The organism is Lacinutrix sp. WUR7, assembly GCF_016864015.1.
Lineage (GTDB): Bacteria > Bacteroidota > Bacteroidia > Flavobacteriales > Flavobacteriaceae > Oceanihabitans.
In genome coordinates this window covers 623,812-649,256 of the sequence record NZ_CP045067.1, presented here as the reverse complement: position 1 = coordinate 649,256, position 25,445 = coordinate 623,812, and the positions used below count along the sequence as shown (strand labels likewise).

Annotated in this window: 22 protein-coding genes and 1 tRNA gene; 21 read left to right on the top strand and 2 right to left on the bottom strand. The window is 34.2% G+C overall.

The features are described 5' to 3' along the window. The first annotated feature begins 7 nt into the window (after positions 1-7). Positions 8-1,102: an ABC transporter permease gene (locus FG167_RS02855; protein WP_203459944.1), complete on the top strand. Its 1,095-nt coding sequence runs from the start codon at positions 8-10 to the stop codon at positions 1,100-1,102. Positions 1,103-1,155: 53 nt separating this feature from the next. Here the strand turns inward: FG167_RS02855 and yihA are convergent, their stop codons facing one another. Next, on the bottom strand, positions 1,156-1,761 hold the full coding sequence (gene yihA / locus FG167_RS02850) for a ribosome biogenesis GTP-binding protein YihA/YsxC (RefSeq protein ID WP_055442561.1): 606 nt from the start codon (positions 1,759-1,761) through the stop codon (positions 1,156-1,158). A gap of 127 nt (positions 1,762-1,888) precedes the next feature. Next, on the bottom strand, positions 1,889-2,653 hold the full coding sequence (locus FG167_RS02845; RefSeq protein WP_203459943.1) for an alpha/beta fold hydrolase: 765 nt from the start codon (positions 2,651-2,653) through the stop codon (positions 1,889-1,891). Between the two features lie 296 nt (positions 2,654-2,949). Here FG167_RS02845 and mraZ point away from each other — a divergent pair, with 296 nt between their 5' ends. The 20 genes from mraZ (at position 2,950) to vgrG (ending at position 25,440) form a co-directional block, all read left to right on the top strand. After that, positions 2,950-3,420 carry a division/cell wall cluster transcriptional repressor MraZ gene (gene mraZ / locus FG167_RS02840; protein WP_055442559.1) on the top strand — a complete coding sequence of 157 codons (471 nt, stop codon included), beginning with the start codon at positions 2,950-2,952 and terminating at the stop codon, positions 3,418-3,420. Continuing rightward, positions 3,407-4,303 (top strand): 16S rRNA (cytosine(1402)-N(4))-methyltransferase RsmH, encoded by an 897-nt coding sequence (gene rsmH / locus FG167_RS02835; protein ID WP_203459942.1) that lies wholly within the window; start codon positions 3,407-3,409, stop codon positions 4,301-4,303. Before mraZ ends, rsmH begins: the two co-directional genes overlap by 14 nt. A gap of 170 nt (positions 4,304-4,473) precedes the next feature. After that, positions 4,474-4,794: an FtsL-like putative cell division protein gene (locus tag FG167_RS02830; protein WP_055442558.1), complete on the top strand. Its 321-nt coding sequence runs from the start codon at positions 4,474-4,476 to the stop codon at positions 4,792-4,794. A gap of 60 nt (positions 4,795-4,854) precedes the next feature. Next, positions 4,855-6,816: a penicillin-binding protein gene (locus FG167_RS02825; RefSeq protein WP_203461036.1), complete on the top strand. Its 1,962-nt coding sequence runs from the start codon at positions 4,855-4,857 to the stop codon at positions 6,814-6,816. Continuing rightward, the gene (locus tag FG167_RS02820) at positions 6,813-8,276 is read left to right on the top strand and encodes a UDP-N-acetylmuramoyl-L-alanyl-D-glutamate--2,6-diaminopimelate ligase (RefSeq protein WP_203459941.1); all 1,464 of its coding nucleotides are present in this window, start codon (positions 6,813-6,815) and stop codon (positions 8,274-8,276) included. The genes FG167_RS02825 and FG167_RS02820 overlap by 4 nt, the downstream gene beginning before the upstream one ends. Positions 8,277-8,381: 105 nt before the next feature. Continuing rightward, complete coding sequence (gene mraY, locus FG167_RS02815) at positions 8,382-9,623, top strand: phospho-N-acetylmuramoyl-pentapeptide-transferase (RefSeq protein ID WP_055442555.1); 1,242 nt, start codon at positions 8,382-8,384, stop codon at positions 9,621-9,623. Between the two features lie 48 nt (positions 9,624-9,671). Beyond that, positions 9,672-11,054, top strand: coding sequence for a UDP-N-acetylmuramoyl-L-alanine--D-glutamate ligase (gene murD, locus FG167_RS02810; RefSeq protein ID WP_203459940.1), 1,383 nt, complete (start codon positions 9,672-9,674; stop codon positions 11,052-11,054). Between the two features lie 59 nt (positions 11,055-11,113). Continuing rightward, complete coding sequence (locus FG167_RS02805) at positions 11,114-12,307, top strand: FtsW/RodA/SpoVE family cell cycle protein (RefSeq protein ID WP_203459939.1); 1,194 nt, start codon at positions 11,114-11,116, stop codon at positions 12,305-12,307. Positions 12,308-12,359: 52 nt separating this feature from the next. Next, positions 12,360-13,466, top strand: coding sequence for an undecaprenyldiphospho-muramoylpentapeptide beta-N-acetylglucosaminyltransferase (gene murG / locus FG167_RS02800; RefSeq protein WP_203459938.1), 1,107 nt, complete (start codon positions 12,360-12,362; stop codon positions 13,464-13,466). A gap of 28 nt (positions 13,467-13,494) precedes the next feature. After that, complete coding sequence (gene murC, locus FG167_RS02795; protein WP_203459937.1) at positions 13,495-14,844, top strand: UDP-N-acetylmuramate--L-alanine ligase; 1,350 nt, start codon at positions 13,495-13,497, stop codon at positions 14,842-14,844. Then, positions 14,837-15,559 carry a cell division protein FtsQ/DivIB gene (locus tag FG167_RS02790; protein ID WP_203459936.1) on the top strand — a complete coding sequence of 241 codons (723 nt, stop codon included), beginning with the start codon at positions 14,837-14,839 and terminating at the stop codon, positions 15,557-15,559. Before murC ends, FG167_RS02790 begins: the two co-directional genes overlap by 8 nt. Before the next feature lie 3 nt (positions 15,560-15,562). After that, positions 15,563-16,885 carry a cell division protein FtsA gene (ftsA, locus tag FG167_RS02785; RefSeq protein ID WP_203459935.1) on the top strand — a complete coding sequence of 441 codons (1,323 nt, stop codon included), beginning with the start codon at positions 15,563-15,565 and terminating at the stop codon, positions 16,883-16,885. 31 nt (positions 16,886-16,916) lie between these two features. Beyond that, complete coding sequence (ftsZ, locus tag FG167_RS02780; protein ID WP_203459934.1) at positions 16,917-18,971, top strand: cell division protein FtsZ; 2,055 nt, start codon at positions 16,917-16,919, stop codon at positions 18,969-18,971. Between the two features lie 337 nt (positions 18,972-19,308). Then, positions 19,309-19,758: a GatB/YqeY domain-containing protein gene (locus FG167_RS02775; protein WP_203459933.1), complete on the top strand. Its 450-nt coding sequence runs from the start codon at positions 19,309-19,311 to the stop codon at positions 19,756-19,758. A gap of 220 nt (positions 19,759-19,978) precedes the next feature. After that, positions 19,979-20,101 (top strand): GIY-YIG nuclease family protein, encoded by a 123-nt coding sequence (locus tag FG167_RS17390; protein ID WP_239004431.1) that lies wholly within the window; start codon positions 19,979-19,981, stop codon positions 20,099-20,101. A gap of 131 nt (positions 20,102-20,232) precedes the next feature. Further along, positions 20,233-20,306, top strand: a tRNA-Arg gene (locus tag FG167_RS02765). A 687-nt stretch (positions 20,307-20,993) separates the two neighbouring features. Further along, positions 20,994-22,571, top strand: coding sequence for a phage tail sheath C-terminal domain-containing protein (locus FG167_RS02760; RefSeq protein WP_203459932.1), 1,578 nt, complete (start codon positions 20,994-20,996; stop codon positions 22,569-22,571). A 36-nt stretch (positions 22,572-22,607) separates the two neighbouring features. Next, a complete protein-coding gene (locus tag FG167_RS02755) occupies positions 22,608-23,069 on the top strand; it encodes a phage tail protein (protein WP_203459931.1) in 462 nt (153 codons plus the stop codon). After that, complete coding sequence (locus FG167_RS02750; protein ID WP_203459930.1) at positions 23,062-23,541, top strand: phage tail protein; 480 nt, start codon at positions 23,062-23,064, stop codon at positions 23,539-23,541. Before FG167_RS02755 ends, FG167_RS02750 begins: the two co-directional genes overlap by 8 nt. A 102-nt stretch (positions 23,542-23,643) precedes the next feature. Then, complete coding sequence (vgrG, locus tag FG167_RS02745; RefSeq protein ID WP_203459929.1) at positions 23,644-25,440, top strand: type VI secretion system tip protein VgrG; 1,797 nt, start codon at positions 23,644-23,646, stop codon at positions 25,438-25,440. Positions 25,441-25,445: the final 5 nt, after the last annotated feature.

Genomic DNA, 25,445 nt, shown 5'->3' with positions numbered 1-25,445 from the left:
TAAATTTATGAGTAGTACAACAAACTCATTAAGTGCATTAGCGCTCCAAAAATTTAAAAACGATTTTTGGGGCGTTTTTAGTTTCGGGTTTATCGTGTTAATTGGACTAGTATCTATTTTTGCATATGCAATCGCTCCAGATAATTCGCAATATGCAAATCAGATGCATTTGTCTATACATTCCAAAAAACCGGGATTTAAAGTCCAAATGCTAACTATTCCTTCAACAATTAAAAACGATCAAGGTTTTTTAGATACCCTTTTCTTCGGAAAAAAAAATACAGAAACCGAAATTCCTATTACCAGTTATACCATAGAACAAAATAGTATAGTCTATACCGAATATGCTTCCGATGGATTAGTTGGAGTACAAAAAACAATAGATTTTAAAGGATTAGATGCGGCTCAATTAAAAGCATTAATAACGACTAAAACCTTCCTCTTTGGAACAGATAAATACGGAAGAGATTTGTTAAGTCGAATTTTGGTTGGTGCAAGAATTTCATTTTTTATAGGTTTTGTTGCTGTTTTTATATCCTTAGTTATTGGCGTTTTTATGGGAAGCATTGCAGGGTATTTTGGTGGTAAAGTAGATGCATTTATCATGTGGATTATTAATGTAACTTGGTCTATACCTACGCTATTATTAGTTATTGCAATTACACTTGCTTTAGGTAAAGGTTTTTGGCAAGTCTTTATTGCTGTTGGCTTAACTATGTGGGTAGAAGTGGCTAGAGTGGTAAGAGGGCAAATTATAAGTGCTAAAGAAATGCAATATGTAACCGCAGCAAGAGCTTTAGGTTTTAATGATTTTAGAATTATTACCAGGCATATTTTACCAAATATAATGGCGCCAGTAATTGTGATTTCGGCAGCAAATTTTGCAGGAGCTATTTTAATAGAAAGTGGTTTGAGCTTTTTAGGAATTGGTGCGCAACCACCAATGGCAAGTTGGGGAGCAATGATTAAAGATCACTATAATTATATTATTCTAGGAAAGCCATATTTAGCATTAATTCCGGGATTATGTATTATGACTTTAGTGATGGCTTTTATGCTAATTGGTAATGCGCTACGTGATGCTTTAGATGTAAAGAATTAAATAGTTCTCAATCTCCATTTGTAGAAATAAGTTGTTGGCATTCGGCTGCAATCTTATTCCAATTCCATACTCGAATTCAAAGATTCTATATACTCTAATACTTCTTCTTTACCAACATTGTTAGAAGATGAAGTGATAAAGTAATTAGGTACTTCTTCCCAAGTTTCTAATAGAATTTTCTTGTAGTCTTCTACGTGGTTTTCAATCGCTTTAGGTTTTAACTTATCTGCTTTAGTAAAGATGATAGAAAACGGAATACCATTTTCTCCTAAATATCGCATAAAATCTAAGTCTATTGGTTGTGGTTTATGTCTTATGTCTACTAAAACAAAACCAGTAACTAATTGTTCACGTAAAGAAAAATACTGCGTAATAAATTTTTGAAACGTCTTTTTTGCAGATTTAGAAACACGTGCATATCCATAACCTGGTAAATCGACTAAATACCATTCTTTGTTAATTATAAAGTGGTTTATTAGTTGTGTTTTTCCTGGTCTTCCAGATGTTTTTGCAAGACTTTTTCTGCTAGTAAGCATGTTAATAAGTGACGACTTACCTACATTACTTCTACCAATAAAAGCATATTCAGGAATATTGTTTTTTGGGCATTTAGCAACATCAGAGTTACTTAATATAAATTCTGCAGATTTTATTTTCATCGCGATAGTGTTTCCTTGAAAACAGAAACCTCATTAAATTAGTACTAAAAAGTTCAAAGGTAAAGACATAACAGTAAGTTACCAAAATAGTAACCATAAAAGAGTGGCTAGTCTTTTTGTAAGTATATTATAAATTTTGCTTCTTCAACCAATCATCAAGAATTTGGTTAAATTTTTCTGGATGTTCCATCATGGCAGCATGACCACATTTGTCAATCCAAAATAAATCAGAATTTGGTAATAAAGCATTAAATTCATCGGCAACTTCTGGTGGAGTAACCGTGTCGTTTTTTCCCCAAATAATACAAGTAGGTACTTGCATTTGTGGTAAATCACTAGCCATATTATGTCTAATGGCACTTTTTGCAATTGCCAGTGTTTTTATAAGTTTGTTTCTGTTGTTTACAGTTTCGTAAACTTCATCCACAATTTCTTTGGTTGCTACAGCCGGATCGTAAAAAACGTCTTGTGCTTTCTTTTTTATTACTTCATAATCGCTACGTTTTGTGTAGCCTCCTCCCATTGCACTTTCGTATAAACCAGAACTTCCTGTAATTACTAAAGCTTTAACTTTTTCAGGAAACAGTTTTGTATGGTATAAGCCAATATGGCCGCCTAACGAATTCCCCAACAAAATCACATCCTCTAAGCCTTTATATTCAATAAAGTCATGTAAGTATTTTGCGAAAGTTTTTACATTCGTTTTTAGTAAAGACATGCTGTAAATTGGCAATTCAGGTATAATAACCTTGTAGCCTTTTTTGCTAAAATAGTTAGTGACAGCATCAAAATTACTCAATCCTCCCATTAGTCCATGAAGTACAATTATAGGATTACCTTCTCCAACCTCAATATAGCTGTAATCCTTCTCTTTTTTTAAGCGATGCATCATGAATTAGTTAATCATTTCTATGAAAAACAAATATAGTTAATTCATTCAAATTATAACAACTTAAATAAAAACAGTGTAAGGAGTTTCTTAAAAGAGATGTTAACAATCGTTTTTAAGTTTTCCACCCACAAGTTAACCCGCTGTGAGCTAGTGATTTTTGGGCTTTAACCCATTTTGTAATCGAAGGAAAGCTTCGTTTAGTCGAAAATTTATTAACAATGTGGTAAATAGTGGTAAATAGTGGTAGAATTTTCAATATATTTGACTCTTAATCGTTTTAACAGGTAAAAGTTACAGTGAACTCATTAATAGGAACATACGAATGCAAGGTAGATGCAAAAGGAAGGCTTATGCTTCCTGCTGCGCTTAAAAAGCAGTTGTCTCCTGTTTTGCAAAATGGATTTGTGCTTAAACGAGCAGTTTTTCAGCCTTGTTTAGAATTGTATCCTATGAGCGAATGGGAAGCCTTGATGGGTAAAATGAATAAGCTTAATCGTTTTAAAAAGAAGAATAATGATTTTATAAGACGATTTACCGCAGGAGTGAAAATAATTGAGGTAGATGCAACAGGACGATTATTAATCCCAAAAGACTTGGTGGCTTTTGCAGATATAGCAAAAAATATCGTGGTTTCTTCTGCAATTAACATTGTGGAGATTTGGGATAAAGATAAATATGAACAAGCCATTGATGATGCAGCTGTAGATTTTGCAGACTTAGCAGAAGAAGTAATGGGACAAGACGATGAAGAAGATGGAATATCATAACCCAGTTTTATTAAAAGAAACCGTTGAGGGTTTAAACATTGTAGAAGATGGTATTTATGTGGATGTTACTTTTGGAGGTGGCGGACATAGTAAAGAAATATTAAAAAGACTTGGCGCTAACGGAAAATTATTTGCTTTCGATCAAGATCCAGATGCCCTTGAGAATACTATAGAGGATGAACGCTTTACTTTAATTCATGAGAATTTTAGACACATGAAACGTTTTTTAAGGTTTTATGGTGTAAAGCAAGTAGATGGTGTTTTGGCAGATTTCGGAGTTTCATCACATCAGTTTGATGTTGCAGAGCGTGGTTTTTCAACCAGATTTGAAGCAGATTTAGATATGCGAATGAATCAGAAAGATGCAATTTCTGCATTTCACGTAGTTAATGATTACGAAGAGGAAGAGTTGAAGCAAGTGCTTTTGCAGTATGGTGAATTAAGACAAGCTCCAGCAATGGCGAAAGAAATTGTTGAACAAAGAAAAGAAGCCCCAATAGTAACTAGTGATCAGTTAAAAAAAGTTTTAAAACGCTTTTTGCAACATAAAAAAGAGAATAAGGTTTTAGCGCAGATTTATCAAGCTATTCGCATTGAGGTAAATCAGGAAATAGAAGCTTTAAAAGAGTTTTTACTGCAGACGCCTGATGTTTTAAAGTCTAATGGTCGTTTGAGTTTTATATCGTATCACTCTCTAGAAGATAGGTTGGTAAAACGTTTTATAAGAAATGGATTGTTTGAAGGAGAGCCAGAACGAGATATGTTTGGGAACTTTGAAGTGCCTCTTAAAAAGGTTGGCGGATTAATAGTGCCAACAAGAGAAGAGATAAAGATAAATAATAGAGCTAGAAGTGCTAAACTTCGTATTGCTCAAAAAGTATAATTCCTGCAAGGTTTCAAAAACCTTGTAGGTATAAGTAAAACCGAAAAAAATTAGATGGAGCAAAGCGAAATCTAATTAGTGAAATAGTAAATGTCGCAACCGAGTCAGGAATGAAATTCGTGTATTCGTGGCAAAAAAAAATAAGATTCCTGCCTTCGCAGGAACTAAGCATGAAAACAAATATCTATAGCATATTAAAAGGAAGGTTTCTAGTGAGCGATGATGCTTTTAGAAACTGGAAAATGATTCTGTTTATTTCTGGGTTAGCTATAGTGATGATTGCAAGTTCGCATAGTGCAGATAAAAAAGTGCACGAAATTGCGAAACTAAATAATCATGTTAAAGAGCTTCGTTCTGCGATGATAGATGGACGAGGTAGGTTAATGAAGCTTAAAAAAGAGTCGTTTTTAGAAGGAAAGATGGCTGGGAAAGGAATTGCTATTTCAGAAGTTCCACCAAAAAAAATAAAAGTTAAATCACAAAAAGAATAGTTCCCTTTGGCAGCAAGCGAAAAGAACATATTAAACCGATTGTATTTCATAGCAGGATGTATGTTCATCTTCGCTCTAGCAGTCGTGTTTAAACTTTTGACTATTCAGTTTGTGCAAGGGGATAAATACAGGGAGTTAGCAGGTAAGCGCACTATAAAAAATGTGGTTATTCCTGCGAATCGCGGTAATGTATATTCTGTTAAAGGTAATTTGTTAGCAACATCAATTCCTAAATATGATATTAGAATTGACGCTATAACACCTTCCGCTAAAACTTTTGAAGAAAACTTAAAGCCTTTAAGTGAGGCACTTTCTAAATACTCAGGAAAACCTGCTTCGTATTATCAGAAAGAATTACGTAAAGCGAGAGCGAATAGAAATAGATACTATTTGTTAGCTCGGAATATTGGCTATTCGGATTATATCCAATTTCGCAATTTTCCAATGTTAAAGCTTGGTGCTTTTAAAGGTGGTCTTATTGTAGAGCAAACTACCAAACGTGAGCATCCAATGGGTGGAATTGCAGAGCGTACTATTGGTTATGAGCGCACAGATGAAGATGGAAATGTAACACGACCAGGAATTGATGGTGCTTTTGGAGTAAAATATTTACGAGGTACAGATGGTGAAAGGTTGAAGCAAAAAATTGGTAAAGGACAATGGAAGCCAATTGTAGATTACAATCAGATTGAACCAAAAGATGGTTTAGATGTGTACACCACTATAGATGTTAATATTCAAGATATAGCACATCATGCGCTTTTAAAACAATTAGAGTATTACGAAGCTGAGCATGGTTGTGTGGTGGTGATGGAAGTGAAAACGGGTGAGATAAGAGCAATTTCTAATCTTGGTAGAACGAGTAAAGGTGGTTATTACGAAAAACTAAACTATGCAGTTGGTGAATCGCATGAACCTGGATCTACATTTAAAGTGATGGCTTTAATGGCTGCTTTAGAAGATAAAGTTATTGATACATCAACAGTTGTTGATACAGGAAATGGGAAGAAGAGGTTTTATGGAAGAACGATTAGCGATTCGCATCGTGGTGGTTTTGGTGAGATTTCTGCAGCACGAGCTTTAGAGGTTTCTTCGAATATTGGTATGGCTACAATTATAGATGATAACTATTCTAAGAATCCAGAAAAATTCCTAAAAAGATTAAGAAAATGGAAATTAGATCAGCCGTTAGGAGTTTCTATTATTGGTGAAGGCGCGCCAGTAATACCAAAACCTGGTGATGCTATTTGGAGTAGAAACGCATTACCATCTATGGCTTATGGTTATAATATGCAGTTAACACCATTGCAAACCTTGGCTTTTTATAATGCCATTGCAAATAATGGGGAATTAATAAAACCGAGATTTTTAAAAGCAGTAAAAGAGTTTGATAGAGAAATTGAAGTTTTTGAAAAAGAAGTAATCGTAGATGAAATTTGTAGCGAAGAAACACTTGCGCAAATAAAAGATATTCTTAAAAATATTGTGGTTAGAGGAACCGGTAAAAAGTTATACTCCGAAACTTTTTCCATGGCAGGGAAAACAGGAACGGCAAGAACAGATTACGCAAACAACGAAGAATGGAAAAGAAATCCGAAATATATTTCGTCTTTTTCAGGATATTTTCCGGCAGAGAATCCTAAGTATTCTTGCATTGTAGTTATCCATAAACCAAGTACAAAGGTTGGGTATTATGGAGCAGATGTTACAGGTCCAGTATTTAAACGTATTGCGCAAAAAATATTTACAGATACGCCAATTGTAGATGAAGTGGAATCTCTGGAAGTGCAAAACGCTTCGGTAGATGATGAGTTTGAAAGCTATTACAAAACCGCGCAAACGTATAAAACAATTATGCCAAGTGTTATTGGTTTACCTGCAATGGACGCTATTTCCTTGTTAGAAAATATGGATGTAGATGTGAAAGTAAAGATTTCGGGTTCTGGTATTGTTAAAAAGCAATCCGTAGATAAAAATACTAAACTTAAAAATAAACAAACTATAGTTTTAGAAGCATCGTGATAGATTTTAAAGACATATTATATAAGGTAAATATCAATGCAGTTGTTGGTAGCACAGACGTGTTTATACGAAACATTGCTTTCGATTCTCGCAAAATTGCTATTAGTGATGCGTTTGTTGCAATTAAAGGGTCTGTAGTAGATGGTCATGATTATATAGATCTTGCGATAAAGCAAGGGGCAATGGTAGTTGTGTGTGAAATAATGCCGCATAATTTTAACCCTAAAGTGACCTATGTGCAAGTGCAAGATGCTACCAGAGCATTGGCAATTATGGCATCTAATTATTATGGATCGCCATCTAAAAATCTAAAACTTGTTGGTGTTACTGGAACGAATGGAAAAACGACTATAGCTACACTTTTATACCAGTTATTTAAAAATGCTGGATATAAAGTAGGCTTGCTTTCTACGGTGAAAGTGATGGTGGATAATAAAGAATATAAAGCTACGCATACCACGCCAGATTCTTTAACGATTAATCGTTATTTAAAAGAAATGAATGACGAAGGTGTAGAGTTTTGCTTTATGGAAGTGAGCTCACACGGAATTCATCAAAATAGAACGGAAGCACTTCATTTTGAAGGCGGAATTTTTACCAACCTATCGCATGATCATTTAGATTATCATGACACATTTGCCGAATACCGCGATGTGAAAAAATCCTTTTTTGATAAGCTTCCATCTGAAGCATTTGCACTAGTGAATGCCGACGATAAGAATGGAATGGTGATGCTTCAAAATACAGTCGCAAGAAAATACACCTATGCCTTAAAAAGCTATGCAGATTACAGAGCGCAAATTTTAGAGAATCAGTTTAGTGGTTTGTTGCTTAAAGTGGAAGATGCGGAGGTTTGGACTAGACTAATTGGGGAATTTAATGCATACAATGTGTTAGCTATTTACGCTACTGCGGAATTGTTAGGTCTTGAAAAAGTGGAAATTCTTCGTTTAATAAGCGAGTTAGAAAGTGTAAGTGGAAGATTTCAGTATTTGATTTCTGAAGATAAAATTACTGCAATTGTAGATTATGCGCATACACCAGATGCTTTGCAAAACGTGTTAGAAACCATAAATAGTATTCGCACCAAAAACGAAGAGCTTATAACGGTTGTTGGTTGTGGAGGGGATAGAGATAAAACGAAAAGACCAAAAATGGGCAATATTGCTTCGGTTTTAAGTACTAAAGTGATTTTTACAAGCGATAATCCTAGAAGCGAAGTTCCGGAAACAATTATTGAAGAAATAGAAGCAGGTGTAGATCCTGTAAATTATAAAAAAACCTTGTCTATTGTAGATAGAAAACAAGCAATTAAAACAGCTTGCCAATTAGCAGGTGCTAATGATATCATATTAATAGCAGGAAAAGGGCATGAAACTTATCAAGAAGTGAATGGCAAGCGTCATGATTTTGATGACTATAAAATAGTGCAAGAGTTTTTAAAACAATTACAAAAGTAGATTTTGTCATTTCGCACTTGATGCGGAATCCATAAGAAATAAAAATTAATTAAAGAATGTCATGCTGAGCTTGTCGAAGCATCTCAAAAAAACAAACAATAAAGAATGCTGTATTACCTATTTGAATATTTAGAAAAACAATACCAGTTTCCTGGGGCATCACTTTTTGGGTTTATCACCTTTAGAGCGGCTGTTGCTATTATATTATCTCTGTTGTTTTCTACAATATTTGGTAAACGTATTATCCGTTTTTTACAAAAACAGCAAGTTGGAGAAACTATTAGAGATTTAGGTTTAGAGGGGCAAGCAGAAAAGGCAGGAACGCCAACCATGGGTGGAATCATTATTATTCTTGCCACGTTAATTCCGGTATTACTACTTGCAAAGTTGGAAAACACCTATATCATTCTGTTAATTGTTACCACCTTGTGGATGGGAACCATTGGTTTTATTGACGATTATATCAAGAAATTTAAAAACGATAAAGAAGGTTTAAAAGGAAGGTTTAAAATTTTAGGACAAGTAGGTTTGGGTATTATTGTAGGTGCTACTTTGTATTTTAATCCGAATGTTACTATTAAAGAGAAACTTCCTGTAGCACAACAACAGGAGATTTTAATTGAAAATCCAAATGCCTTACCTGGAAAGTTTTTTGCTGCGGAGGAGCAATCTACTAAAACAACAATCCCTTTTGTAAAAGGAAATGAATTTGACTATGCCGATTTAATTACTTGGATTCATCCGGAAGCAGCGAAATATGTTTGGATCATTTTCATTCTGGTTTCCATATTTATTATTACTGCAGTTTCTAATGGTGCAAATCTAACCGATGGTATTGATGGACTCGCGGCAGGAACTTCGGCTATAATAGTGCTTACACTTGGAATATTTGCTTTTGTGTCTGGACATATTGTTTTTTCAGATTACCTGAATATTATGTATATACCAAGAATTGAAGAAATCACCATCTATATCGCTGCATTTGTTGGAGCACTAATTGGTTTTTTATGGTACAATGCATATCCGGCCCAAGTATTTATGGGAGATACAGGAAGTTTGACTATAGGAGGTATTATTGCAGTTATAGCAATCGCAGTCCGAAAAGAATGGTTAATCCCTGTTTTATGCGGAATATTTTTAGCGGAAAACCTATCTGTAGTGATGCAAGTAGGTTGGTTTAAATACACAAAGAAAAAATATGGTGAGGGACGACGCATTTTTAAAATGTCGCCTTTGCATCATCATTATCAAAAATCAGGATATCACGAAAGTAAAATTGTTACCAGATTCTGGATTGTAGGAATCTTATTAGCAATTGTATCTATCGTAACACTGAAAATTAGATAAATAATTTGTCATTCCTGCGAAGGCAGGAATCTTTTGAAATGAAAAGGAATGACTAAAAAGAATTTAATTCAGCCGGATGAAAAGCCCTCCTTTGGAGGGGGTGGGAGGCTCGTCATATTAGGAGCAGGTGAAAGCGGAGTAGGAACTGCGCTTTTAGGAAAAGCAAAAGGCTATGATGTTTTTGTTTCCGATAAGGGAGCAATAAAAGAGAAATATAAAGAAGTTCTTATACATAATGAAGTGGAATGGGAAGAGCAAAAGCATACAGAATCTAAGATTCTAAATGCAGATGTGGTAATGAAAAGCCCAGGAATTCCGGAAAAGGTTGCTATCGTACAGCAGTTAATTCAGAAGGGTATTCCTGTTATTTCAGAAATTGAATTTGCAGCGAAGTACACCAACGCAACTATAGTTGGTATTACTGGAAGCAATGGAAAAACAACAACAGCTACGCTAACAGATCATATTTTAAAACAAGAGTTAAGCGTTGGTTTAGCAGGTAATATTGGAGACAGTTTTGCAAAACAGGTTTTAGAAGATGATTATGAAAACTATGTATTAGAGATAAGTAGTTTTCAGTTAGATGGTATCGTTGATTTTAAACCGAAAATTGCTGTAATAACCAACATTACGCCAGACCATTTGGATAGATATGATTATCAATTTGAAAATTATATCGCTTCAAAATTTAGCATTGCCAAGAATCAAACAAAAGAAGATTATTTGATTTATGATGCAGACGATGAGGTGATTACCGATTGGTTAAAAGCACATCCAGTACAATCCACATTATTGCCGTTTTCACTAGTAAAGAAAATTGAAAATGGCGCGTATTTAGAAAAAGAAAACATAATAATAACAATAGATAACAACCAAATAATTATGCCAACAAGCAAAATAGCATTAGAGGGTAAACACAATGTTAAAAACGCAATGGCTGCCTCGACAGTAGCACATTTATTAAAAATAAGAAAACAAACTATTCGTGAAAGTCTAGAGAATTTTCAAGGTGTAGAGCATCGTTTGGAGCATGTGTTAAAAATTAACAAAGTGCAATATATCAACGATTCTAAAGCTACTAATGTTAATGCAACGTATTACGCACTAGAAAGTATGGATGCGCCAACAGTTTGGATTGTTGGAGGTGTGGATAAAGGAAATAATTACAATGAATTGTTCTCTTTTGTAAACGAAAAAGTAAAAGCAATTATTTGCTTAGGTGTAGATAACGAAAAGTTAATGAGCACTTTTGGAAGTATGGTGGATGTTATTGTGGAAACGCAATTTATGAGTGAAGCTATAAAAATTGCTTATAAGATAGCAGAATCTGGTGATAATGTATTGTTATCTCCTGCTTGTGCTAGTTTTGATTTGTTTGAAAACTATGAAGATAGAGGAAGACAATTTAAAGACGCAGTAAGAAGTTTATAATACAATAAATAAGTGAAATGTCATGCTGAGCTTGTCGAAGCATCTCATTAAAATAAGAAATGCAAGAAATATTTAATAACATAAAAGGGGATCGGTTAATTTGGGCAATAGCAGCGCTATTGGCTATATTTTCATTTTTACCTGTGTATAGCGCAGCGAGTAATTTGGCTTACGTTGGCGGTACAGGTAATACTTTTTCTTTCTTTATTAAGCACTTTATGCATTTGTTTCTAGGGTTCACCATCATGTATGGTGTTCATAAAATTCCGTACAGATATTTTAGAGGCTTATCTATGGTTATGATTCCTGTAGTGCTAGTATTATTGGTTGTTACTATGCTGCAAGGAACCACAATTGAAGGAGCTAATGCAAGTCGTTGGATACAAATACCTATAGTGAATATGTCTTTTCAGACATCTACATTGGCAGCAGTCGTGCTTATGGTGTATGTGGCTAGATATATGTCTAAAATACAAGAGAAAGAAATTACTTTTGCCGAAACGATTTTGCCACTTTGGATGCCTGTATTTTTAATATTAATACTTATTCTTCCGGCGAATTTTTCAACAGCTGCCATTATGTTTGTTATGGTAGTTATGTTGGTGTTTTTAGGAGGTTACCCATTGCGTTACTTAGCTGTGATTATTGGTTCTGGTATTTTTGCATTGGTACTTTTTGTATTGGTTGCAAAAGCATTTCCAGACGCGATGCCAAATAGGATTGATACGTGGATGAGTAGAATTGATAGTTTCTCTAATGATGATAATACAGAAGCAGACTATCAAATAGAACATGCGAAAACAGCAATTGCTTCGGGTGGAATTCAAGGTGTTGGACCAGGGAAAAGTATTCAGAAAAACTTTTTACCACAGTCTTCATCCGATTTCATTTTTGCAATTATTGTTGAAGAATATGGTTTAATTGGAGGTTTGTTACTCATGATATTGTACATGTGGCTATTGTTTAGAATTGTCATTGTAGCTCAAAAATCAGATAGCCTTTTTGGTAAACTTTTAGTGCTTGGTGTTGGTTTGCCAATCGTTTTTCAAGCACTGATAAATATGGCAGTTGCAGTAGAGTTATTTCCAGTTACCGGACAAACATTACCATTGGTTAGTAGTGGAGGAACTTCTATTTGGATGACCTGTTTGGCAATTGGTATTGTGTTAAGTGTAAGTGCTAAAAGAGAAGAAGATAAAAATAAAGAAAATTTAGAAGACAATCCGTTGGAAGTACTTTCGGAAGCCATCTAAATAATAAATAAACTGTCACCTCGAGCGCAGTCGAGAGGTTTTAATAATATAAGTGAAACAAAAAACTAAAACATATAAAATCATATTATCTGGAGGAGGAACAGGAGGACATATTTATCCTGCAATCGCCATTGCTAATGAATTAAAATCTCGTTTTCCGAACGCGGAGTTTCTGTTTGTTGGTGCAAAAGATAGAATGGAAATGGAAAAAGTGCCTCAGGCTGGTTATGCTATCAAAGGACTTTGGATTTCTGGTATTCAGCGTAAGCTTACATTAAAAAATCTAATGTTTCCATTTAAGCTTTTAAGTAGTTTATATAATGCGAAAAAAATTGTAAAACAATTTAAACCAGATGTAGTTATTGGTACCGGTGGATTTGCAAGCGGACCATTATTACAAATGGCAGTTTCCAGTGGTGTTCCAGGATTAATACAAGAACAAAATTCGTTTCCAGGAATTACTAATAAACTGTTATCAAAAAAGGTGCAAAAAATATGTGTTGCTTATGATGGTTTAGAACGTTTTTTTCCGAAAGAGAAAATGATTAAAACGGGTAATCCGGTTCGTCAAGATTTATTAGATATCGACTCTAAAGTAGCGGAAGCTAAAAAACATTTCAATCTAATTGAAGGAAAGAAAACCATTTTAGTAATAGGTGGAAGTTTAGGAGCAAAACGTATTAATGAGTTAATAAGAGAAGAGCTAGATTATTTTAATACGCTAAACATGCAAGTGATTTGGCAATGCGGAAAACTGTATTATAAAGCGTATAAGATTGATGGTAATGAAAAGCATGTGCAGCTTCATGAGTTTATTAATAGCATGGATTTAGCGTATGCAGCAGCAGATGTTATTATCTCTAGAGCAGGAGCAAGTTCGGTAAGTGAATTGTGTATTGTTGGTAAGCCAGTGATTTTTATTCCGTCACCAAATGTTGCCGAAGATCATCAAACTAAAAACGCTATGGCCATTGTAAATGAAAATGCAGCCATGCTAATTAAAGAGAGTGACTTGATTGTCGATTTTGAAAACAAGTTTACACAACTAATGGCTTCTCCCGAAAAGCAAAAGGAGTTAGGCGAAAACATAAAAAAATTAGCATTAGTAAATGCAACAAAACAAATAGCAGACGAAGTAGAAAAACTATTAAATAAATAAGATTCCTGCCTTCGCAGGAATGAAAAAAATGAACTTAAACAACATACATAACATCTATTTTATTGGCATTGGAGGCATTGGCATGAGTGCGCTTGCACGATATTTTCATGCGAGCAATAAAAAGGTTGCAGGTTATGATAAAACCCAAACAGAAATCACAGATGGTTTGGTGGATTTAGGTATTGAAGTTCATTTTGAAGATTCTATTGCAAATGTTTCGGATTCGTTTTTAAATTATGATACTACGCTAGTGGTATATACGCCAGCAATTCCGAAGGATAACAAAGAGTTGACATATTTTAAAAATGATAAAAATTTCACGGTTTTAAAACGTTCTGAAATTTTAGGATTAATTACAGAAAACACTTATTGTTTAGCTGTTGCAGGAACACACGGTAAAACAACAACGACAAGTATTCTAGGGCATTTATTATATGAATGTGGTGTAGAGTTAACAGCCTTTTTAGGAGGAATAAGTGAAAACTATAACTCGAATTTAATTTTAAACGGAAACAAAGTTTCTGTAGTTGAAGCAGATGAATTTGATAGATCCTTTTTAACCTTATCTCCAGATTTAGCATGCATAACATCTATGGATGCAGATCATTTGGATATTTATGGGGATGCTTCCGAGTTAATAAAAACATTCAAAGATTTTTCAGAAAAAATAAAACCAAATGGAAAACTATTTATTAAAAACGGTTTGCCTCTTGAAGGAATTACCTACGGAATTGAAGATGATTCCGATTATTCGGTAAACAATATAAAAATAGAAAATGGTGCCTATGTGTTTGATGTGAAAATGCCAAATGCAACACTAGAAAGAGTTCAATTTAACCTGCCTGGTAGACATAATTTGTCGAATGCATTAATAGCCTTGGCGATGGCTGCAGAATATGGTTGCCCTCACCAGCAGCTCGCCAAAGGTTTAGCATCTTACAAAGGAGTGAAGCGCAGATTTACGTATCAAATAAGAACCGAAGAATTGGTTTTTATTGATGACTATGCGCATCATCCAGAAGAGATCAATGCAGTACATCAAGCAATTCGTGAAATGTATCCTAATAAGGAAGTGTTGGTAGTTTTTCAGCCGCACTTGTTTTCTAGAACACAGGATTTTGCAGATGATTTTGCTACAAGTTTGTCACAGTTTGATGAAGTGTTATTGTTGGATATTTATCCAGCAAGAGAGATGCCAATAGAAGGCGTGACTTCTAGTTGGTTATTAGAAAAAATAAAAAATAAAAATAAGCAGCTAGTTGCTAAAAACGAATTAGTTGCAAAAATAAAAGAAAGCAAAGTACAAATAATTTTAACGCTTGGTGCTGGAGATATTGGAGCAGAAGTTAAACATATAAAAGAAGCGTTGTATGTCTAGAATTAACTGGAATTACGTAAAAACCTTTGTACTGCTAGTGTTAGTAGTGTTTTTGTATGCTTTTTCGGCAAATAAAAATAAGGTCCGAAATGTTTCTGAGCCTCAAGTGCAATTTTTAGGAGATAATAACCTATTTATAACGCAAGCTAATGTTAGTAAGTTGTTAATACAAAATCAACAAACAGTGACAAAGGCGTCGAAAGAAATTTTAGATTTGAACAAATTAGAATCTGCCCTGAATTCTAATCCTATGATAAAATCTGCCGAAGTGTATCTTTCTGTAAATGGGGAACTTAAAGCAGAAGTTATACAGAAAAAACCTATAGCTAGAGTTAGTACTTCTACGTCGTATTACATAGATGATCAAGGTGGTTTCATGCCATTGTCTTCTAATCATGCAGCAAGAGTACCTTTGGTAACCGGTTTAGTGAGGAAAGATGCGTTAGATAATGTGTTTAAAATTGCAGAAAAGATTAATAAAGATCCTTTTTTAAGCAAATATGTTATTGAAATTCATCAAAACGATGACAATAGCTTTCATTTAAAACTAAGACAATCTACCTTTGTAGTGCAATTAGGTAAATTAAATCAATTAGATAAAAAGATAAATAACCTTAAGGTGTTTTATCAAAAGGCGTTAAAAGAAAAAACACTTAATAGTTACAGTAAAGTTAATTTACAATTTGATAACCAAGTAGTGTGCACCAAAACGTAAACTATGGAGAATAATATAGCAGTAGGATTAGATATCGGAACCACAAAAATTGTGGCTATGATTGGTCGTAAAAATGAATATGGTAAGGTCGAGATTTTAGGTATTGGTAAATCTAAAAGTCTTGGTGTACATCGTGGTGTAGTAAATAATATTACCCAAACCATTCAATCGATTCAATTAGCAGTGCAAGAAGCAGAAACTGCTGCAGGAACAAAAATTGAAGGTGTAACCGTTGGTATTGCAGGTCAGCATATACGAAGCTTACAGCATAGCGATTATATTACTAGAGCAAATTCTGAACTAGTAATAGATGAAGAAGATATCGACCGATTAATTAATCAAGTGCACAAGTTAGTGATGCTTCCTGGAGAAGAGATTATTCACGTTTTACCACAAGAATATAAAGTAGATGGTCAAGCCGAAATAAAAGAACCAATTGGGATGTATGGCGGCAGATTGGAAGCGAATTTTCATGTGGTAGTCGGACAAGTTTCTTCTATCAGAAATGTAGGAAGGTGTATACAAAGTGCGGGATTAAAGCTAGAAGGAGTAACACTTGAACCTTTAGCATCGTCAAACGCAGTATTAAGTCAGGAAGAAAAAGAAGCAGGAGTTGCTCTAATTGATATAGGAGGAGGGACAACTGATTTAGCCATTTTTAGAGATGGAATAATTCGTCATACTGCTGTAATTCCTTTTGGAGGTAATGTAATTACAGAAGATATAAAAGAAGGCTGTTCTATTATTGAAAAGCAAGCCGAACTTTTAAAAATAAAATTTGGATCTGCATGGCCTGGAGAAAATAAAGACAATGAAATTGTTTCTATTCCGGGATTAAGAGGTAGAGAACCAAAAGAGATCACATTAAAAAATCTCTCTAAGATTATACATGCTCGCGTAGTAGAAATTGTGGAGCAAGTATATGTAGAGATTAAAAATTATGGTCACGAAGAGCAAAAAAAGAAACTTATTGCAGGAATTGTTTTAACAGGTGGTGGCGCACAATTAAAACATTTAAAGCAATTAGTAGAATATATAACAGGAATGGATACCAGAGTTGGTTTTCCTAATGAACACCTTGCAGGGAATAGCGATGATGAGATTACAAGTCCGTTGTTTGCTACCGCTGTAGGTTTAGTGATGGATGGTTTAAAAAGAAATGAAAGAAAGAAAGCCGAAGTTGTAGAAGAAGAATCTGATGTTCTAGAAGAAGAAACAGAAGAAACAACGGAGGAAATAGAAATGAAACCACCAGTAAAAGAAAGACGTTCGTTTTTAGATAAACTAACCGAGAGAGTAAAAGATTTTTTAGATAACGCAGAGTAAAGTAATAAGTAAGAAAATAAAACCGAAATTCATGAGCAGCAACAAAGAATTCGAAACCAATATAGCATTCGATTTACCAAAGAATCAATCCAATGTGATAAAAGTTATTGGAGTAGGTGGTGGTGGTAGTAATGCTATCAATCACATGTTTCAACAAGGTATTAAAGGAGTAGATTTTGTAATCTGTAATACAGATGCACAAGCACTTCAAAATAGTGGTGTACCCAACAAAATTCAATTAGGTCTTAACCTTACCGAAGGTTTAGGAGCAGGAGCAAATCCAGATGTAGGAGAGCAATCTGCTATAGAGAGTTTTGAGGATCTACAACGTATGTTAGATACCAATACCAAAATGATCTTCATTACCGCAGGAATGGGTGGAGGAACAGGAACAGGAGCAGCTCCAATTATTGCTAAAATGGCTAAAGATTTAGATATTTTAACAGTTGGAATTGTAACGATGCCTTTCCAGTTTGAAGGAAAAATGCGTAACGAACAAGCGCAAAATGGTATTGAGAAATTAAGAAACGTAGTCGATTCATTAATCGTAATTAACAATAATAAACTTCGTGATGTTTATGGAAATCTTGGTTTTAAAGCAGGATTCTCTAAAGCAGATGAAGTATTATCTACTGCAGCACGCGGTATAGCAGAAGTTATTACACATCACTACACACAAAATATTGATTTACGTGATGCTAAAACGGTATTAAGTAGTAGTGGAACTGCTATTATGGGTTCTGCTAGTTCTTCCGGACAAAATCGTGCGCATGAAGCAATTCGTAAAGCATTAGATTCTCCATTATTAAACGATAATAAAATTATAGGAGCCAAAAACGTATTGTTGCTAATCGTTTCTGGAGCTCAAGAAATTACTATTGATGAAATAGGAGAAATCAATGATCATATTCAAAACGAAGCTGGTCATGGTGCAAATATTATTATGGGTGTTGGTGAAGATGATTCTTTAGATGAGTCTATTGCAGTAACCATTATAGCAACAGGTTTTGATATTGAACAACAAGATGAAATTTCAAATACCGAAACTAAAAAGGTTATTCACTCTTTAGAAGAAGAGCAAACCTTAGAGCAAGATTTAACTAAAAAAGATAAAAGTCCAGCAATTATAACTCCAAATATTGAGTTAGAAAAAAAGCCGGAACCAGTAATAGTAAAGCACACTTTAGATCTAAATGAATTAGAAGATGCTTTTGAAACACGAAGAAAAGGAGTTTCAAAACCATTAAGTTTAATTCCAACTTCAGAAATCATTAAGAACATGCATGTTGTTTATGATGAAGTCGTTGCAACTAAAGATGTACAAGCAGAAGATAAATGTTTTGCAGACGATGATTTTGAGGAAGATGTTTTTGAGGATGTTGAAGACGATTTTGTAATCACTAACGCAACACCAACTGTTGAAGTAACGAATCAATTTGAAGAAGAAGAGCAACAAATTACGCTAACTTTCGATATGCCATTAAGTGAACCAATAGCGCCTGTAGTTCAAGATATTCAAGAGGTTCAAGAAACTAAAGAAGTAATTCGAGAAGAAAAAGTAGTTCATAATTTAAATGCAGAAGAAATTAAAGATTTACCTGTAAATGACTTTATCGAACTTGTAAATGTAACTGAAACAAATAAAGATGGCGAAATACGTTATGCTTTAGATGATTATTTAGAATTTGAAGCTACTAGCGAACCAAAGAAAAAGGAACCAATAGTAGAGGTTGTAGATAAGGTTTTAGAAGAAGAAATTGTTTTTGAAAAGAAAGTAGTGCAAAAACAAGTTGTGGAAGAGCAAGTGGAAGAAATTGACCCAATGAACAGTCCGATTTCAGACATGCTAAAAGAAAGAGCAGAAGAACGCAGACGTAAAATGAAGGACTTTAATTATAAATTCAATACTGCCAAGATTGATGATATAGAAAAGATTCCAGCATATAAACGTCAAGGTGTAGACTTGCAAGATGTACAACATTCATCACAAAGAACCAGTATTTCTGGTACTACTTTAAGTACAGATGATAATGATGATATGTTATTAAGAAGTAATAATTCGTTTTTACACGATAATGTAGATTAATGAAACTCTATTTTTAAAAGACGTAGTCGCATTAAAAATAGTAAGTTGAATTAATCCCAAAGTATTTTGGGATCTTACTAAAATATGCAGTCGTATGGAAAGTGAATAGTGGAATTAATTCCATTTTTATAACGGAATCTCATAAAATGAAAAGTTAAGTTTAGTGTTTAATTTCAACTAACCCGAAAAACTCACCCAGAGGTTTTTCGGGTTTTTGCATTTCCACGAAAGTGGGAATCGCATTAATTAAACTATTTATTGTAGTGAAATGCTTGAAAACTGTGTACTCTTAAATGCTCACTTTTTTATATCTTCGCAATTCAAAATAAAAAAGATTATGAGCTTACAACAAGATATAATGACAGCTATGAAAGCTGCAATGAAATCTAAAGATCAAACAGCATTAGCTGCTTTAAGAGCAGTGAAATCTGAAATTCTTTTAGCGCAAACAGAAACAGGATCTAAAGAAGAAATTACAGAAGATCAAGAAATAAAAATACTTTCTAAATTAGTAAAGCAACGTAAAGATAGTGCGGCTATTTTTTCGGAACAAAATAGAGAAGATTTAGCAGAACCAGAAATTGCTCAAGCGGCAGTAATTAGCCAGTTTTTACCAGCACAATTAAGCGAAGCTGAAATAGAAAAAGTAGTAGTAGAAACTATTGCAGTAACTGGAGCAGTAGGTATGAAAGATATGGGGAAAGTTATGGGAATGGTAAATCAAAAACTTGCAGGACAAGCAGATGGTAAAACAATCTCTACTATTGTAAAAGCTAAATTGTCTTAAAATAAGTCATTGCGAGGAGTAAAACGACAAAGCAATCTGTAAAATAAAAAACTAAATTTTTTATTGGTATGTCTTACGGAACGCAGTCGAAGTGCAAAACGCAATAAATAAAATATAGATAAATAATAATGAGATTCCTGCTTTCGCAGGAATTTGATGGCCTCGTAGTTCAACTGGATACCTGCCTGCCGGCAGGCATGGAATATCAGATTTATCGCGTATGAAATCTTATTACACATATGTTTTGGAAAGTGATATTGATGGAAGGCTATATAAAGGGCATACAGATAATGTTGAAAAGCGGTTAAAAGAGCATAATGCCGGAAAAACTAAATCGACTTAAGGTTATATTCCTTGGAAATTAGTTTACTTTGAAACTTTTAAAACAAAACAAGAAGCTATTCTTCGCGAAAAGTATTTTAAAACTGGCAATGGAAGAGAGTATTTAAAGAGTAAAATAAATAAATAATTAATGGCCTCGTAGTTCAACTGGATAGAATATCAGATTTCGGCTCTGATGGTTGGAGGTTCGAACCCTCTCGAGGTCACGAATAAAAAGAAAAGTTGCATGTCAAATCAAGCTCGCTTGAATTTGTAAATGCAACTTTTCTTTTTTCAAAGCGGAGCTTTAGAGGAGAAACGAGCAAAGCGAAGTTAGCGCTCTTTTAAGCATGTCAAATCAAGCTCGCTTGAATTTGTAAATGCAACTTTTCTTTTTTCAAAGCGGAGCTTTAGAGGAGAAACGAGCAAAGCGAAGTTAGCCCTCTTTTAAGCATGTCCAATCAAGGGCCCTTGAATTTGTAAATGCAACTTTTCTTTTTTCAAATCAGAAAAAAGAATAAACAACTTTCCACTTTCAAAGAACATTTTATAGCGCTAATACTTTCTTTTTCTAGATGTTGGCTTTTCAACATGTTTCGCAGATATATTCCTTTCTATTAAGGTATATGTTTTTAACTTATTTTTATGTAACTCGCTTAGCTTCAAATAATTTCGTACATTTAAGTTCTCCCGCAGGCTTCAGAATTCATTCTGTTGGCACTGAATAAAACTACTAATAGCAGGATGGTATGTAAATACTGTCTTAGATTTTTATTGCTATTATTTAGTAAAAATGGAAAAGCCATTAGTTACGTAATTACAAGGCTAATCATAATCTGTATACGCTCCGTTTTTCGAATGCTATCAATAGAAATTATTCTTTAATTAGGAAGTTTTTAGTAAAATAGAATCATATGACAGCAAAATTGAAAACACCGGGAGTTTATATACAGGAAGTAAATGCATTTCCAAATTCTGTGGTTCCTGTGCCTACGGCAGTTCCTGCATTTGTTGGCTATACACCTCAAGCTTACTTAGATGGGAAAACCTATTTTAATGTGCCTACAAAAATCAAATCTTTCGCCGAGTTTCAAGCCATATTTTGCTATCCAGAGACTCCAACTTTAGCAACTCCAAAAAAGCAATATCATCCAGAATATTATCTGGTAAAGCAGCAACAAGAACCAGAGATAGGGAGTTACATGAAAATTGCTGGTGATTTCTATGCTATACTACCAGATGCTAATACTATTTACTATATGTATAATAGCGTCCGGCTGTTTTATGAAAACGGAGGTAGTGATGCTTATATTGTATCTGTTGGTTCGTACGGATCTCCTTCTAAAAAACCAATACGCCTTGGTGAGCCAATGGTTAATCGTAATGTGCGCTTAAACGATTTGCAAAATGGTATTGCTTTGTTAAAAAAGGAATCCGAACCAACCATGTATATCTGTCCGGATGCAACGTTACTTTCCGTTGCAAATAATGGTGCACTTATGGAAGTGATGCTACTTCAAAATTCGGAAATGGAAACAGCAATTAGCATTTTTGATGTTATTGGAGGAAATGCTCCAGATCCAATAATGTATACTGACGATATTGAGTCTTTTAGAAATAATACAGGCGTTCAAGGTTTGAGTTATGGTTGTGCATATTATCCTTTTATAGGAACTATTATTATGCAAGAAACGGATATTGATTTCACTAATTTATTTGGCGGTGATATAAAAGCCTTAGAAAGTATATTACTTGCAGTATCCGATGCTAACGAAAAAACGTCCGAAATTCTAAAAATTATTGAGAATCCTAAGAATAGTGATTTAACTACAGCACAACTAAATGAAGCATTATTAAATGCAAGTCCTACCTATTCCTTAATCATTAGAAATGTTTTAGCAGAAGCAAATATGCTTCCTCCAAGTGGTGCAATAGCAGGAGTTATTACGAGAATAGATAATCAAGAAGGCGTGTGGAAAGCACCAGCTAATACTTCAATAGTTAGCGTTGTTTCCTTGCCTATTGAACTTTCAAGCGAACAGCAACAAGGTTTAAATGTAGACGCTGTTTCGGGTAAATCCATTAATGCCATTCGTGTTTTTAACGGAATAGGAATTTTAATTTGGGGAGCACGAACATTAGATGGTAATAGTAATGATTGGAAATATTTGCCTGTACGCAGAACACTTATATTTTTAGAGCAGTCTTGTAAATTGGCAACGCAAGCGTATATGTTTGAGGCTAACGATACAAATACTTGGAAAGCAGTAAAAGGTATCATTAATAATTTTTTAGTCTCCATTTGGAGAGAAGGAGGACTTGTAGGCAGTAGAGCAGAAGAGTCCTTTTTTGTAAGATGTGGCTTAGGTGAAACCATGACCAGTCAAGATATCTTGAATGGCGTTATGATAGTTCAAGTTGGTGTTGCTGTGATACATCCAGCAGAGTTCATTGTTTTTTCATTCCAACAAGAAATGAAAATATCCAATTAAAATTTTTAATAACTAACATAAAAAACATTAAATAATATGGCAGACGATGGAAGTAATCTAGGGAACACTTGGCCAATGCCAAAGTTTAGATTTGAGGTCGATCTTGGATCTGAACTTAAAGGCGTGGCTTTTCAAGAAGTTTCAGGAATGGATGTAGAAAATCAGATTATAGAATACCGAAAAAGTGATAGTTCGCTTTTTTCTACTGAAAAAATGCCTGGGATAGTAAAGTATGGCAACATTACGATGAAACGAGGTGTATTTATCAATGATAATACATTTTGGAAATGGCACGATGAAATTACGATGAATACAATCCAAAGACGAACAGTGCTTATTAAACTACTCGATGAAAGCGGAGCAGTTACTATGCAATGGCTACTTAACAACGCTTGGCCAACAAAAATATCGAGTACAGATCTTAAATCGGATGGTAATGAAGTCGCAGTAGATACACTAGAAATAGCGCATGAACAATTAATAATAACAAATGGTTAAGCAAAGTGATTATCCCGTTGGCTTTTATTTTAAGTTGACTTTTAAAGAAGAAGATATAGGGTTTCAAGAAGTCTCGGGTATTTCAAAAGAAATAGGAGTTGAAGAAGTCGTTTCCGGTGGCGAAAACCGACTTAAATATCGATTACCTACAATCACTTCTACTCAAAATTTAGTTTTAAAAAGAGGAATAGCAGCTGCGGATTCTGAGCTAATAAGTTGGTGTAAAAGTACGATGGATGAAGGGTTAACCAATCCGATTATACCTATGGATGTTTCCGTAAGCTTAGTAAATAAAGAAGGTTTTTCATTAATATCTTGGACTTTTTATAACGCATATCCAGTGAAGTATTCGGTTTCAAATTTAAGTCCAGATCCTAATGCTATAGCTATTGAAAGCTTAGAATTTGCTTATACTTATTTTGAAGTTACTTACTCCTATGGAAACGACGTCTTTTCTGTAAGTGTTTTTTAGGATAACGGTTACAACGCAATGGAATACCAACATTAATGGTGTGCAAAAAGATATCGTTAATCTGAAAATAATAATTTTTAAACTTTAATTCATAATAAACCAATGACAGAAACAACTAATATATCAAGAGGAGAAATAGTCACCTTATCTGTGGAGGTGGAAGGCAGTTTAATTCCAGAGGTAAATCAAGTATATTCTATTAAAATAGAATTTGAAGTAAATAAAATAAGTAGTGCTAAAATTGTGATTCTAGATGGTGATGTTAGTACAGGGGAATTTGATGCAAGTTCCTCGAAAACGTTTCTTCCAGGTAATGAAATTAGTATTAAAGCGGGATATGATAATGAAAATAAACTTCTTTTTAAAGGCGTTATCTGTGAGCAAAATATTTGTGTTAATGGTCAAGTTGGATCTTCATTGGAAGTGATATGTTATGACATGGCTATTAAAACAACAGTAGGTAGAAAAAGTGAAACTTTCACAGATCAAAAAGATAGCGATGTGTGGCGTTCTATAATAGGCAATTACTCTGGTCTTTCTGAAAACATATCTTCAACAAACCTAATTTACCCACAGCAAGTACAATATGATACTACAGATTGGGATTTTATAGTATCTAGGGCAGAAGCCAACGGTTTTATAGTAACAACTATTAACGGTAAAATTTCTATTCAAAAACCGGATGCCAATACTACTTCTGTTTTAAACATAGAATATGGTAATAACCTTTTGGAGTTGCATGCTAACCTTAATGCGATAAATCAGATAAATGCTGTTAAGGCTAGTTCTTGGGATTATGGCAGTCAAGAATTAATTCAGAAGGAAACTAATAATACATATTTTGGTCCTGGTAATTTATCTAGTTCGAAACTTTCAGAAGTGGTAGGATTATCTACTTTCGATTTACAATCGCCAGCACCAATTAAAAACGATGAACTTGAAAATTGGAATCAAGCACAACTAGTAAAAAGCAATTATTCAAAAATTCAAGGGGAAGTAAAATGCCAAGGAAATTCTTCAGTTCAAATAGGAAATTATATCACTTTAAGTGGCGTTGGAAGTCGTTTTAATGGCGACCATTTAGTTTCCAAAGTAGTACATGATATTTCTGAAGGAAAATGGATAAGCGAATGTGCTATCGGACTTTCAGAAGCATGGCTTTCCAAACAGGATAATGCCAAAACAATGCTTCCTTCCAATCTGCCTTCTGGTGTTAATGGATTGTTTACAGCAACCGTGAAAAAGATAGAGGAAGACCCAGAAAGTCAGTTTCGAATTTTGGTAGATGTACCATTATTTAATGCATCTAGCGACGGACTTTGGGCAAGGCATTCTAGTTTTTATGCTTCCAATAATTCTGGAGCTTTTTTTATGCCTGACATAGGTGATGAGGTTGTGGTTGGGTTTTTAAATGAAGATGCTAGGTTTCCAATTATTTTAGGAAGTCTATATAGCAATCCTAAGTTAAAACCGTCGGAAGGTCTAAATCCGAATTCGAACAATGACATTAAAGCGATAGTATCAAGATCTGGTATTGAAATTGTTTTTGATGACAAAAATCGAAGATTTACCATAATTACTCCTTATCAAAATACCATTGTATTGGATGATAATGGAGAGCAAATCAAGATACAGGATCAAAACAGCAACCATATCATTATGTCGCCAGACGGTATTTCCTTAAAAAGTCAAAAGAATATATCCATAAAATCGGAAAACAGAGTTTCTATAATGGGGAAAAGAGGGATTTTGTTAGAATCCAATGCAGATATAATTAGTAAGGGTTTAAATATTCAGCATAGGGCAAATGTAGCATTTTCAGCAGAAGGAAATGCTTCCGCTAGTGTGGAATCCTCAGGACACTTAACGCTCAAAGGAGCAATGGTAATGATAAATTAAACAAA